We start from the raw sequence: 15,403 nt of genomic DNA, 5'->3' as shown, positions 1-15,403 counted from the left end.
TTTATAATTAGAAATTAAGACCAATGTTTAAAGAGAATGTTCTTGGACGAGGATAGAACGTATTGTCCATTCCGTTCGGTACTTCCGGGTCCACTCCGCTGTATTTTGTTATGCAGAATACGTTCTGTACCATTGCGCTTACATTCAGATTGCATGTATTGAATATCTTTCCGAAATTGTATCCCAAAGTAAGGTTGTCCATTTTCAGGAACGATGCATTCTCTACATAATAGTCTGACAAATGCTGGCGTGTCTGGAAACCTGTTTCAAGATAACTTGCCGACAGATTGTTGAGCTGTGCTGCATTGTAGCTCATTGTTTCCATAGCTCCGGTGTTCATAGCCATTACGTTATATACATAGTTGCCTATGTTTGCTCTGAAACTCATTCCGAGGTTCCAGTTCTTCCAGTTGAGTGATGTGCTCAGTCCCATGATATAGTCTGGGGCAGGAGAGTGATAACGGTATAAGTCGTCCGAGTTTATCACACCGTCCTTGTTGAGATCCGCATATGCTCCTTCGATAGGCTTTCCGGTCTTTTCATCGTAAAGCTGTTTGTAAACGTAGAACATGTAAGGTTCATATCCTTCTGTGAGTGTCTGGAACTGGTATCCGTCTATTGAAGGACCTACAGGAGTATTTGTCACTTCTCCTCCTTCTACGATAGAAAGATTTTTAACCTTCATTTTCTGCCATGTCATATTGAAACTGATATCCCAGCTGAAATCCTTTGTCTTTATAGGAGTGGCATTCAGTGAGAATTCTATACCCTGGCTGTCAACATTACCTACGTTTGTAGTGATAGTCTTGTCGAATGTAGAACCTGCTGCCGCCGGAACAGTGGCGATAAGGTCTTTAGTCTGACGAGTATAATAATCGAAACTACCTGTGATACGGTCTTCAAGGAATCCGAAATCGAAACCATAGTTCCATGAAGTTGTAGTCTCCCATTTCAGGTCTGATACATACGATTCAGGGCGATAAGTATAAATATATTCATCTCCCATTATAGCCTGTGTGCCATCCTGGCTCAGTGTATATACCGGAAGATAGTTGTAGTTGCCTATACCGTCCTGCTGCCCTGTGACACCATAGCTGGCACGCAGTTTCAATGTGCTCAGCACATTCTGGTTCTTCATGAACTCTTCTTCTGAGATTCTCCATCCCAGAGCTACTGAAGGGAATGTACCCCATCTCTGTTCTTTTGCAAAACGTGAAGTGGCATCACGGCGTACAGTAGCTGTGAGCATATATTTTGAGCCGAATGAATAATTCAAACGTCCATAATATGACAGAAGAACGTGTCTTTCGTCTGTAGCCTTATACGAAGTCTGTATTTCGCCTGCCGCATTCATGCTTGCCGAAGCCGGATTTATTGATTTCCAGTACTGATAGTCGTAACCTACAGTCGCGTCGAAACTGCTGTTCAGTGACTCTACCATCTTGTTATAGTTGGCATAGATTGTAAGAAGTCTGTTTTCATTCTTCTGCGGGCCGTATGGGTAGTAGTAACCGCCTGTAGTATAATATTGGGCAGCTTCAGGATTAACATAGTCTGAGCCTTCGCCCTGTGCATAGTCGTAACCTAATGTAGCATGGAGTTTCAATTCAGGAAGGAAATGCATACGATAGTCAACATCGAAGTTACCGATGAAACGTATGACCTTACTGTGCGCATCGCGCTGTTCCAATAATCCGAGAGGATTCAATACACCACCTGTTACAGGATTTCCGTCGCTTGCAAGTCCTTCAGTATATCCTCCGAATGCGTCATTTCCTGAATAAACCGGTATGGTAGGATTCATTGTAGAGGCTCCCCATATTGCACTTGTGTTTGCAAACTGGTTTTTGTTCATTGAAGCCTTGGCATTGATGTTGAATTTCAGATGGTCGTCAAAGAATGACGGCGACAATGACAAGCTACCTGTTACTCTGTTTGCATTGTCAGTCTTGAGCAGACCGTCCTGATTGTAATATCCCACAGAAACACGTACAGGAAGGTTAGGAAGAACCTTGCCGGACAGACTAAGATTATTATCAGTACCGAATGCATTATGATAAATATAGTCGTTCCAGTCAGTTCTTTCAGAACCCAACAAAGCCTGTTGTGCAGCTGTTCCCTTAGTCTTCACTACATTTACAAAATCGTCATAGCTCAGCATATCAGCCATGCGTGTACGTGTCTGAATAGAGTTTGTTGTACTGAATGTCACTTTCAACTTGTCCGAAGCACCTTTCTTGGTTGTTATAATGATAACACCGTTTGAGGCACGCGAACCGTAGATTGCTGTAGATGAAGCATCCTTAAGGATTGTCATGCTCTCGATGTCGTTAGGATTGATGAGGCTGAGGAAGTTTCCGTCATTACCGCTGATACCTCCCTGCTCCAAAGGTACACCGTCGAGTACGATAAGCGGGTCGTTGCTGGCATTAAGTGAAGCGCCTCCACGTACACGTATTGTGCTTCCGGCAGTAGGCGAACCACTGTTTGACATAATCTGTACTCCGGAAATCTTACCGTTGATAAGCTGTTCAGGAGAGCTTACCAGACCTGTGTTGAAATCTTCGCTTGAAACGTTGGTTACAGAACCGGTAAGGTCACTCTTTCTTTGAGTACCATATCCGATAACAACCACATCGCTAAGCATCTGTGTGTCCGGTACAAGCTTTATGCTCATAGTCTTCTGGTCGGAGCCTAACACCTGAGTATTGTATCCTATATAAGAAAACTGGATATTGCTTCCCTTAGGAATTTCAAGAGTAAACTTACCGTCGAAGTCAGTAATAGTACCTATAGTAGTACCTACTGCAAGAACACTTGCCCCGATAAGCGGCTCGTTGTTTTCGTCTAAAACTGTACCTGTGATAATTACATTTCCCGGCTGTTGCGCGAGGACTGCGAAAGTATTTCCGGCCCAAATTACCGATAGTAAGAATACTTTCAGAAAAGATTTAATGTTGCCTTTCATATTATGCATTAATTTTTTGTCAGCACAAATATATGAAACACAAGAAAAGCACAGGGAAAAATATTGGACATATAAAGACATAAATAGGACAATCGCGCATTTTGTCCTATTTATTTCCTTTTTCCTGCCATTACATTACTGTCCGGTGTCCGATATATATTGTTTAGGAGTCTTTCCGAAAATACTCTGGAAGCATTTCGAGAAATAAGAAGGGTTGGAATATCCCACCATATACATAACCTCCGCTATAGTGAATTTTTTCTGTTGCAGCAGCATAGCCGCCTTTTTCATTCTTATTGATTTTATGTATTCCACAGGCGACATTCCTGTAAGCTGCTTTATCTTCCTGTATATCTGTTTGCTTCCCGTACCGGACAGTTCACACAATCCGTTTACATTGAGATTGCTGTCTGCCATATGGTCTTCAATAATCTGTGTGATGTTTATCAGAAACTTCTCGTCAGACGATGTGCTGTCCTCCACCGGTTTCGGGGAACCGATAGTTTCAATTCTGGCCTGTGCCTCAAAAGTTTCCTTCTTGTGTATGAGCATCTCTATTTTTCCAATCAGTATTTCCGCATTGAAAGGCTTCTGTATGAAAGCATCTATCTGCAGCTTTATACTGTTCTTTATGGTTTCCGTGTCATCCTTTGCAGAAAGCATAATTATCGGAATAGTGACCGTAGGCATATTCTTTTTCAGAATCCTGCACATTTCCAGTCCGTTCATCACCGGCATCATATAGTCCGTTATTATAAGGTCCGGTTTTACGGTTTCCACTATGCTCAGCCCTTCCTTACCGTTCGATGCATATACGCATCTGAATTTACCTGCCAGTATATGCTTTATCATTTCGTACGCATCCCTGTTGTCGTCCACTACGAGTATTACCTGCAACTGTGAGTCGGCATCGTCAATATTCTCATTTTTATCAGAGTCTGTACTGTTCAGTTCTCTGTCCACAGGGAATGTCAGCGTAAAGGTCGTTTCACCGTTGGCAGACGATGCTTCCACGCTTCCCTTATGCAGTTCCGTATATGTCTTGACTAAATAAAGCCCTATTCCTGTTCCCTCAAAATGGTTCTTTGTGGCCGACGACTGGAAAAATCTCTGGAAAATATACGGCAGTTCATTCTCCGGTATTCCTATTCCATTGTCCGAGACCCTTATGTTCACCCTGCTGTTTTCCTCGCTATAGTCTATTGACACAGATATGTTTCCTTCCGAAGGAGTATATTTTATAGCATTTGTCAGCAGATTGCTCACTATGGATTCCAGTTTTATGACATCCATATCCACAAACAGCTTGTCTGCATTCGATGTAAAATTCCAGTTATGCCTGTTTACACTTTCTTCATCCCTTAATTTCAGATATATCTCTCGGGTAAACGATACGAGTTCTATTCTGGAGGTTATGAGTATATGCTCACTGTCCTCCATTCTGTTCATTTCTATCAGTTTATGTATCTTGGCATTCAGATTTACCGCATTTCTGTACACTATATCCAGCATTTCCTTCTGTTCCGGGTCCTTTACGTCGAGCAGCAGTTTGCTTACAGGTGTAACTATCATTCCCACAGGACTTTTCAGGTCATGCGAGAGGTTCGACATAAACTTTATCTTTTGTCTGGTCTGTTCCAGTATCTTCTTCTTTTCCAGTTTCTCCAGATACAGCCTGTTCTTGACAATAAAGAAATTTATTACCCAGCAGACTAATCCAACAGTCAGCAGAAAATATATAACTTTGGCTGCTACAGACAGATACCATGGCGGCAGAATATTTATTGAAGCTATTCTGTATCCGGCATCATCGTTCTCGCTATGTTTGACATATAGCTCAAACTTGCCGTAAGGCATATTATTATAGACTATTATATTTGAATTGCTGTTCACGTAATGCCATTCGGAATCTATTTCAGGCATCATATACATGAATCCGCTTCTTTGTGACTCGTTATATCTGAAATCGGAAAACTCAAATACAAGGTTATTCTCCGTATGGTCGAGCGTAAAACTATTGTTCTCTATAATACCTTTCGATATATAGTTGTTGTTGGCGGACAATGCTGTCAGATATATCCGTGGAGCGTAGTCTGTGGTATGTATTATTTCAGGCTCGCAGAAACCTATACCATCATAACTGCCCATATAAACCTTCCCTGCAGGCTTGTCATAATATATACTACTGAATATCTTATCGTTGATATTTATTCTTTTTATTTCGGTTGTTTGCCTGTTTATATAGTACAGACCTTTGGCAGATGCTACCCATATGTTGTCTTCCACCTCTACCAGATGCAATATATTATTATCCTTCCAGTCCGTATCAATCCTTGTCATGTTTCCGGAGTACGGGTCTATCTTCGATACGCTGATGTTGGTACTTACCCATACCATACCGTCCGAATCGCAAATAAGAAATTCCGGAAACTCGTCATTCTCCGTACATACCGAGTAGTTATATATCTTTTTGTTGTTTCTGCTTATCCTCTGTATCTCTTTAGTGTTATACATCAGGACCCACGCATCTCCGTTTTTGTCTATCAGTGCCTGTTTCACGAACATGCTTTTCAATCCGTTGTCGGTCGAAAAATTCCTGTCTGCAATACATATTCCTGATTCCGAAGCCTTTAATTTGTCCTTGTTTACTACAAACAGCCCTCCCAGGCAACTGCTTATCCAAAGGTTATTGTCATTGTCCTCCGAAATATAATAAGCCCAGTTGGAATTGCATGTATGCGTAGAATCCATAATAGTATAATGCACGAACTGCCTGGACCTTTCGTCATACCGTTCTATGCTGCCGTCTGTGGCAATCCACAGATTCTGCGAGCTGTCCTCGAATATGTGTCTTATTCTGTTATGAGATAACTCCGAACCCTTCTTCCCGACCTTGAACCATCTGCTGTTGGCCGTATCCTTATGTTTTTCGGTAAGCAGTAGTCCGTCGGTACCTCCAAACCAGTTTCTGCCTCTACTGTCCGTAAGAATGGTGTAAAACATATTACCGTCGTTGGTATTGCTCAGCTCCCATACAGGTATGAATGTGTACTGTCTGTTATTGTCAGTAAATGAAATGCCATTGTCGGTTCCCAACCATATATTCTGTTTGTTGTCGGTAGTTATACACCATATTATATTGTTCGGTATGGAATTGCTGTTTCTTGAATCGTGCAGATAATGTCTTTGCGTATTTCCATCGGCCGAATAGATATATAGTCCATTGTCTGTTCCGATAAGAAGATTCTTTTCCGAGTCATAGTTCAGCGACTTTATTGAGTTGTCGGCAAAGTATGGCACAAGCTCTGCACTCTGCTTTTGCACATCATAGCAAAACAGATTACCCTCAGTGCCAATCCATATACACTGCCTGCCCTTGTCCTCGAAAAGGACATTTACAAATATGTTCTTCCATTTATTGTCAGACGGGATATTTATAATCCTTACATCATTGTTTTTATCTATACTGCACAATCCATTATAAGTACCTACATACACCGTACCGTTTTCAGACCTTATAATCGAATAGACAGCCTTATGAGGCAGTTTTTCTGAAGGGAATTCATAAACTTCAGCCGTTTCAGTGTTATATCTGAACAATCCGTTCAGCGTACCTATCCACAGTTCGTTGCCGGACATTGCCAGACATCTTATATCCTTAATATTCTCCGTAGCCGGATTATGGTATTTCCCCAATCTCATGTCATATGAAATCAGCCCGTTGTCAGTGCCTAAGAATATAGAGTCCGAACAAATCAGTCCGCAATATATCCTTATTTCATAATATCCCTTGTCCTGTCTGTGCTGAAAAAAGGAATATCCGTCGTAGCTGTAAAGCCCCTTGTTTGTTCCCAACCACATCATACCGGTGGAATCCTGCATTATGCAGCCTATTACAGATGCATCCGTATTGGTATGCATCCTGTTGAACTGCATATATGGGGATGACTGTCCGTAAAGTGCTGATATAGCAACGGTTATGAATATTATAACTGCGGTAAGGATATTTCTCATCGATATGTGTCTTTATGTATGGATAATAGTTACAAACACAAAAATAGAAAATATATTTCGTATTTTTGCAGTTTACCACTACATTCTGTATGTTTGCCACTATATCAGCAAGGTCAGTTTTCATAAAATGTTTTTATCACTAACTTTGTATCAGACAACAGAAGTTAAACATCTAAATTTATACGATTATGAAAACAAGATTAATGACATTGGTAGTTATGATGGTTGTTTCTATGGGCAGCTTCGGTTTAATGGCACAGAATACACCTGACGCTCCAGCACAGAAATGTGCTAAACAGAGACCTACACCGGAACAGATGATGGACAGACATGTGAAGATGATGGAGAAGAAACTCCTGATGGATGATGCCACAGCTGCAAAGTTCACTCCGCTGTACAAGGAATATCTTCAGGCCATGAAAGATTGCCGTCCGGCTGTGAACAAGGAACTGAAAAAGGCTGAAATGACTGATGCCGAAATAGAAAAAGCTATTCAGGACAGGTTTGATGCAAGACAGAAAGCTCTTGACGTACAGAAAAAGTATTTCAAGAAGTTCAAGGAAGTGCTTAATGCCAAGCAGTTGGAGAAGGTTTTCCAGCAGCCATGTATGGGCGGCAAGATGAAACCGGGAAAGCACGGCCATAAGATGATGAAACACTCTGACAGACAGGGATGTATGAATCGTCCTGACTGCGGAAAATGTCCTATGCAGAAGAACTGATTTTTGAACGGGAAAACATGGGTAAAAAAATGACCCGTCGTTTTAACTAAAATGCTTCGTCGTTTGATTCAAAACGACGAGGCATTTTTTTTTAATATATTTCGAGAAATAATTTCATTGCCCGATTAGGTATTTTATCCGATATATCCGTATATATTTATATCAGAAAACAAATAACGAAAATATTATACAATGAAAAAGCGACTATTGTCATTAGCATTAGGTTTGGTAGTGTGTGTTCTGTCGTTTGGGAATAACGGTCATCCACGATACTTTACAACAGAATCCGGCAAGAAAGAAACCCTTAATCTCATAAAGAAAGAGAAATGGGCGAAAGATGTGTTCGACGGCCTTACATCAAGAGTAGAGAAATATTCATCAAAAGGTCCTGAGTGGCTTAGTTCCAGACTCCAGATGTACTGGAACACGCACTCTACAGATGTATATATCAAGGGAGAATACTATGACCATGCGGGGGGCGAAAAAGCACCTGCACCTACGGTGATGTATAACGGTTCACGCGGAAACTCTACCGTTTACCGCCGTCCGAAATTAGAAGATATTGAGCCTTATGCTGAAGACCGCAGAGGTATGTACCTTGCCAATACTTCATTGAAAGGTGAACCTATGGAATGGGCACCGATAAGCAAAACCGGACGAATAGTAGAAAGCATAAACAAAGAGATTGTAGGTATAGCCTGCGATGCGGCATTCCTGTGGTGGCTCACCGGCAAGGATGAATACGCCTCAATGGCAGCATCTGTATTCGACACCTATATGACAGGTATTTATTATCGTAATGTACCTGTAGACCTTAACCACGGACATCAGCAGACCTTGGTCGGAATGACTACATTCGAGGTTATCCACGAAGCTATAATAAAGACTCTGGTACCACTATACGACTTCCTGTATCCGTATCTCTACAAGACAAGACCGGAAAAAATACAGATATATGCCTCAGCCTTCAAGAAATGGGCCGAGAATATCATTGCTAACGGGGTGCCTCACAACAACTGGAACCTTATGCAGGCACGTTTCGTCATGGATATAGCACTGATTCTTGAAGATAATTCCCTTTACGCCGACGGAAAAGGACGTGAATACTATATAGACTATATCATCAACCGCTCATCAATCCGCCAATGGTCGCTCAAGCAGCTTGCGGAGTACGGCTACGATTCCAATACCGGTATCTGGGCCGAATGTCCGGGCTACAGCAGTGTGGTGGTGGGCGATTATGCACAGTTTGTCAGTCTGTTCGACCGCAACTTAGGCCATGACCTTACGAAAGATATTCCCGTGATTAGCAAGGCTGTGTCCGCCATGCCACAGTACCTCTTTCCTAACATGATGCAGGTAGGCTTTGGCGATACACATCCTTCATATCTGCGTACAGACATATTCAAATATATGGTAGCCAACGCTCAGCAGCACGGCAAGAAAGACGAAGAAGAACATTTCACACGGATGCTGAAACTTTTCGACCCCAATGCCGAAAAGCTGTCCGACGGACAGGCAAAAATGCCGGTTGCCGTATCTTCATTCTTCTCGGACAAACCGCTGAAACTCAATCCTAAAACCAAGGCAGGTACAATAGACGACTATGTCACACCTTCATTCTATTCTCCTAACGTAAGCTGGCTGGTTCAGCGCAACGGAATGAACAGGGAAAACAGTCTTATGATTTCACTTAACGGAAGCGACGGCAATCATATGCACGCCAACGGTATAAGCATGGAACTTTACGGAAAGGGCTATCCGCTTGCACCTGATGCAGGAATAGGTACTATGGGATATTCCGGACTCGACTATCTGGAATATTACAGCCAGTTCCCATCGCATAACACAGTGTGCGTGGACGGTATCTCCTCATACCCCGTAATGAAGAGCAACCATGCCTTCAAGCTTAGGAACATGTATCCTGCATCGGCAGCAAAAGTACCTTATCAGCCTGTAAGCTACAGTGAGGTGTATTTCCGCGAGCCTGAATCAAACTCAGACCAGACCCGTCTGAACGGTATAATAAACACATCCGACTCTACAGGATATTATGTTGACATATTCCGTAGCAAAAAGGTAGAGGGTAGCGACAAGATGCACGACTATTTCTATCACAACATGGGACAGGTTATGACACTCAAGGCTGCCGACGGAACAGACCTCAACCTGCAACCTACGCAGGAACTTGCCTTTGCCGGAGCACATCTGTATGCCTATTCATATATCTACGATAAGAAAAGTGCACAGACAGACAAAAATATCAAGGCTGAATATACAATAAACATGCCCGACAAGAACGACATAACCATGAATATGTGGATGAAGGGCGAGAAAGACAGAGAGGTATTCTCAGCATTAAGTCCTATGACAGAAGGTATCAGCCGTATAAAGGATATGCCGTACGATATAAAGAAACAGCCTACACTGACATTCGTTGCACGTCAGAAAGGCGAGGCATGGACACGTCCGTTTGTAAGCATTTTTCAACCTGTAACCAAGTCATCTCCTTCGGCTATAAGTTCAGTGGAATATCCATCGGTTAAGTCGGAAGGCGGTTCAGGTAGCAATGTGGCCGTTAAGGTAAATCTCAAAAACGGAAACTGCGATTTGATTTTGTCATCCGACGCTAATTCTTATCTTTGCAGTTCTGAGGACGCCGAAACAAAATCCACATACAGCATATGCCGTACAAAAGAGGGCAGTCCGGTGTTGGTATTTATGGGTAACGGTACATACTACAAGTGCGGAGCAATGGAAATCAGGGCATCTGTACCGGGTGATGTGCTTGTATATACCGAAAACGGAAAGTGGAAATGTACCTCATCGTCCGATGCCGTAATAACTGTAGGTGGTGTAAGCCATGAAGTCAAGGCCGGCGAAGGTGAAGTGATACTGAAATAAAAAATATTATATTATGATAAAGTCATACATAGCTATATTGTTCATGTTTTTGTGCTCCAATTTTATTGGAGCACAAAGTGTTTCAGAGTATACCTTCCGCCCGATAGGCGTATCTAAAGGTCTGCCCGACAATTATGTAAAAACAGTTTTCGGTCTGCCTGACGGAAGACTCGGCGTACGCACAACGATATTGCTCAGTCTGTATGACGGTAATAATTTCAAGAATTTTTCTCTTCTCGGCGGTGAAGTATATTCTCTTGAATACATCTGCCAGATACCTACACAATATATCGACAGGTCCGACAGGCTGTGGATAAAGGACCGCGACCATTTGCAGGTATTCGACCTCAATACCGAGAAATTCATTTCTCCTGCAGAAGTTTTCCGGTCATTGGGAGTCAATGATAAGGTATCCGATTTTTTTGTCGATTCTGAAGGAATAATCTGGATAGTTACCTCCGACAAGTCGCTTTATTGCCTGTATCCTGGAAATGAGTCAGTTACAAATATCTATAGTGAAGACACCTTTGTGGAAAACAACGGCCGGCTTTTCGTTCTTGACACATATTCCGGCTTTACGTGGATGGTACACGAAAACGGAGTACTGAGATGCTATGACAGTAATCTCAAGAAGTTCATCCGTCAGGAAAAGTTTCTCGAAGGAAGAATAGGCAACAAGGATAACGTAAGAATCAAACTCCTTGAAAACGGTGATTTCTGGCTGTTGTACAGTCACGGCCTGGCATATTATAACAGTTCCGTGAAAGAATGGACAGATATAAATTTAGGTGTACTTGGAAATTATCAGGAACTTGTAGCCATTGATACAGACAAGTCCGGAAATGCATGGGTAGGAAGTGTCCGTAAAGGATTGTTTATAGTAAACAGATTTACACATGATATTCAGCCATGCTCCGTTTTATCATATTCAGATACAAATACTTCTGACAATGTACACAGTGTTTATATAGATAAGACAACCAATATAATATGGATTGGGTTGTTCAACAGAGGATTGGCCTATCTGCATCCGTCAATGGGAAATTTTCGTGTGTATAATAGCAAGTCTGTGTCAGGAGGTTGGGTAAATTCCGACATTCATTGTATGGCTGAAATGGATAACTCGTCATTATTGCTTGGAACTGATAATGGTCTTTGTATATATAATCTTAAGTCTAACAATGTAAATTATCCATATCCGCAGACTTCTGGTATATTATGCAAGTCTATTGTCAGGGATAAAATGGATAATATATGGCTTGGAACTTATCAGAACGGCATTTTCCGAATAGATGGAAATTCTACTTCAAACATTAAGCATATTACTTTGCCTGAACATAAAGGATATGAAACAAACGGTATAAGATATCTGGCAGTAGATTCTGTTAATAATATATGGGCGAGTTTTTATGGGGGAGTAGGTAAACTTGCCGCGGATTTTTCCGATGTTGATATACTCTCGGAACGTTATCCTGAACTTAAAAAGTATCGTTTGGCTAATACTATGCTGGTAAGCCGTTCCGGTAAATTGGTTGTAGGTACAGATAACGGACTTTATTTCTATGACATAAAGAAAGATGAAATTATAATTCCCCAATATAAGGATATAAATTCTTCCGGGGTTACATTGGAAAATAACAAGTATAATTGTATGCTTGAAGACAGTCGCGAGATGTTGTGGCTTGGTACCCAATATGGCTTGATTATTCTTGACCGTGCAGGAAATATGCATTATCTTGGTGAAGACCATGGGTTGGAAAATGCCACTATTCAGAGTATTCAGGAGGACAATAATCATGATATATGGATTTCAACCATTAGTTCTATATATAAAATAGTAGTAAATAAGAAGGAAGATAGTTCTGTTGATTTCAGAATAGTATGTCTTGAATGGAGCAATAGGAAAGAGTATTCTGATTTATATGAGTTCTGTTCATTGAAGTTACATAGTGGGGAACTTATCTTTGGAAGAATAGATGGTTTCTGTCGTTTTGCCCCTGAAAATATCGTTCTTACTTCATGCAAGGCATTACCGTTTTTTACTTCTTTCAAATTATTCAACAAGATTATTTCAAGTGGAGAAATTTTTAATGACAGGATTCTTTTCAATGAGATTGTTAATAAAAACCGTAAAGTTACACTTGATTATGATGAGAACTTTGTAACTATAGAATTCTCCAGCCTGAATTTTCTCCATCCGTCTCAGACTCATTTCAGATATCGTTTGGATGGAGCTGACAAAGAATGGACGCAGATTGTTTCCGGAAACAGCAATGGTAGTGTAACTTATAACAACCTGCATCCCGGAAAGTATGTCTTCAGATTACAGTCTGCCGGTAATGATTATGTCTGGAGTCCTGAGTCTCTTTTTTATATTACGATACGTCCTCCACTTTGGGAAACATGGCCGGCGTTCATATTATACTTCATAGTCTTTGCCATGGCAGTTTGGGGCGTTTTAAAATATTTGCGTAAGAAGAATATTCGCCGTATAGCCCGTATGCAGGAAGAGGAAAGCATCCGCCAGAAAGAAGAACTTAATCAGATGAAGTTCCGTTTCTTTACAAATATAAGTCACGAACTTCGTACACCGCTGACATTGATTATGACTCCTTTGGAGGTATTGATGAAGAAAGATAATGATGAAAAGACTATGCGACAGCTTAGCGTCATACACAAGAATGCCACAGACCTCTATAATCTGGTAAATCAACTTCTGGATTTTAGAAAATCAGAAATGAGAATGGAGAAACTTCATCTTTCTTCAGGTAATATCCGCGATTTTATAGATTCCATATATACATGTTTCTTACCTTTTGCAGAAGAGAAACATCTTAAATTTACTATTGAGAATCTTCCAGCAGCAAAGCATATTTATTTTGACCATGACAAGATGCATAAGATTCTCAATAATTTACTTTCAAATGCTTTTAAATTTACTCACGAGAATGGAAGTGTTTTACTAAAAATAAATGAAATTCTTATAGGCGGTAGAAATATGTTATCAATATCTGTAGAGGATACAGGTGTTGGAATGAGTGAGGAGGATTTACAACATATATTCGAACGCTTCTATCAGGCTTCAAACAATGCCGAGGGTATTGTAGGTAGCGGTATAGGACTTCATCTTGTAAAAGAATATGTACGCATGCACCATGGAGAAATAGAAGTTGAAAGCAAACAGAACGAAGGAACGATATTCCGTCTGCTTATCCCGATGGATTTAAAACCGTCAGGTGAGAGTGCACATGAGAATAATGAAACCACCGGTGATGCACCTGAGGAACATACTCAGTTACAGGAAGATACCAAACAGAAAATTCTTGTGGTGGAAGACAATAACGATATGCGTGCTTTCCTTGCCGAACAGTTGGAAGAACAATATACGGTATTCACGGCAGCCGATGGTGAGGAAGGATATACACTTGCGCAGGAGCATAACCCGGACCTTATAGTCAGCGATATAATGATGCCTAAGGTAGACGGAATAGAACTTTGCCGCATGATTAAGACCAATGTACAGACATCGCATATACCTGTCATACTGCTGTCTGCACGTACTGCCGATAATGTAAAAATCAGCGGTTATGAGGTTGGCGCGGATTCTTATATCTCCAAACCTTTCAACTTTGATCTTTTGCTTGTCAGAATAAAGAAACTGATAGAACAGCAGGAAGACAGACGCAAGGAGTTCAAGAAGAATATATCTGTCAATCCGAGTGCGATAACCATAACCTCGCTCGACGAACAGTTGGTGAAGAAAGCCCTTGAACTGATAGAAAAGAATATGGACAATACGTCATACAGCGTCGAAAGTCTCAGCAGCGACATGGGTATGAGCAGAATGAATCTGTACAGAAAAATCCAGTCAATAACTGGTCAGACACCTACAGAATTTATACGTTCCATACGACTTAAACGTGCTGCACAGATACTATCTGCTGACAACAAACTGTCCATGGCCGAGGTGGCAGACATGGTAGGTTTCAGTTCTTCAAGTTACTTTACAAAGTGCTTTAAGGAGCAGTTCGGGGTTTTGCCTACGCAGTATGCGTCTGAGCATTAGAACTCTTGTTACATATGTTATAATAAAGAAAAGCCGTTCAAAATATGCCTTGAAGTATATTCTGAGCGGTTTTCTTTATTATGTTACCATATTTACATCATTTGTTACATAGTTAATGAATTGAAATAAAGGTAAACCATACCTTTGTAATCGAAAAACATATTTTATGGAAAATACAAATTTCATATCTAAAAACAAAATCAGCAAACTGGTTGCCGAAACATATGTACATGATAAGGATTTGATTCTTTATTATGTATTCAGGCGTATCAATAATTATGATGATGCATTGGATATTACGCAAGATGTTTTTCTAAGGATGATGGAATACGGCAAGACTTTGTGCGAAGAAACAGTTAGAAGTTTTATGTTTACCGTAACACGTAACTTGATTATAGATTATCTCAGACACTTTCAAAAAAAACAGGAAATTGATATTTATATGTTTGAAAATACAAGTGAATACGATGACAGTGCCGATGTTAAGGTTATACATGACGATTTGGAAAATCTTGAGAGAATGAAAGTCCTGTCGTTACCAGAGCAGAGAAAGGTTATCTACATGAAAAACCGATATGAAGAGAAAACCTCGGAAGAAATATCAAAGGAACTATGTCTGTCAAAAAGGACTGTTGAAGGTCATTTACTATTAGCCCGTAAACAAGTGAGAGAATATATAAAACAGTGTATATAATTAAAATTGAATCGCATGAAAAATGAATTTATGAA

6 protein-coding genes are annotated in these 15,403 nt (G+C 40.7%); 4 read left to right on the top strand and 2 right to left on the bottom strand.

From position 1 onward, the window contains the following. Positions 1-7: 7 nt before the first annotated feature. Together QZ379_RS00425 and QZ379_RS00420 are read right to left on the bottom strand one after the other, a co-directional pair. Positions 8-2,968 carry a TonB-dependent receptor gene (locus tag QZ379_RS00425; RefSeq protein WP_291556855.1) on the bottom strand — a complete coding sequence of 987 codons (2,961 nt, stop codon included), beginning with the start codon at positions 2,966-2,968 and terminating at the stop codon, positions 8-10. Between the two features lie 135 nt (positions 2,969-3,103). After that, the gene (locus QZ379_RS00420; protein WP_291556852.1) at positions 3,104-6,982 is read right to left on the bottom strand and encodes an ATP-binding protein; all 3,879 of its coding nucleotides are present in this window, start codon (positions 6,980-6,982) and stop codon (positions 3,104-3,106) included. Between the two features lie 188 nt (positions 6,983-7,170). Here QZ379_RS00420 and QZ379_RS00415 point away from each other — a divergent pair, with 188 nt between their 5' ends. The 4 genes from QZ379_RS00415 to QZ379_RS00400 all read left to right on the top strand — a co-directional run bounded on the left by QZ379_RS00415 (position 7,171) and on the right by QZ379_RS00400 (position 15,368). Further along, entirely contained in the window at positions 7,171-7,704 is a 534-nt protein-coding gene (locus tag QZ379_RS00415) for a hypothetical protein (RefSeq protein WP_291556848.1), read from the top strand. A gap of 192 nt (positions 7,705-7,896) precedes the next feature. Beyond that, positions 7,897-10,608, top strand: coding sequence for a heparinase II/III family protein (locus QZ379_RS00410; protein WP_291556845.1), 2,712 nt, complete (start codon positions 7,897-7,899; stop codon positions 10,606-10,608). A 13-nt stretch (positions 10,609-10,621) separates the two neighbouring features. Next, a complete protein-coding gene (locus QZ379_RS00405; protein WP_291556842.1) occupies positions 10,622-14,674 on the top strand; it encodes a hybrid sensor histidine kinase/response regulator transcription factor in 4,053 nt (1,350 codons plus the stop codon). A 166-nt stretch (positions 14,675-14,840) separates the two neighbouring features. Continuing rightward, entirely contained in the window at positions 14,841-15,368 is a 528-nt protein-coding gene (locus QZ379_RS00400) for a sigma-70 family RNA polymerase sigma factor (RefSeq protein WP_291556838.1), read from the top strand. The last annotated feature ends 35 nt before the right edge of the window (positions 15,369-15,403 follow it).

The sequence above is a fragment of the Bacteroides sp. genome (assembly GCF_019417265.1).
Lineage (GTDB): Bacteria > Bacteroidota > Bacteroidia > Bacteroidales > Bacteroidaceae > Phocaeicola.
Note: the sequence above shows the minus strand (reverse complement) of the source record. Positions and strands in the feature narration are given on the sequence as shown.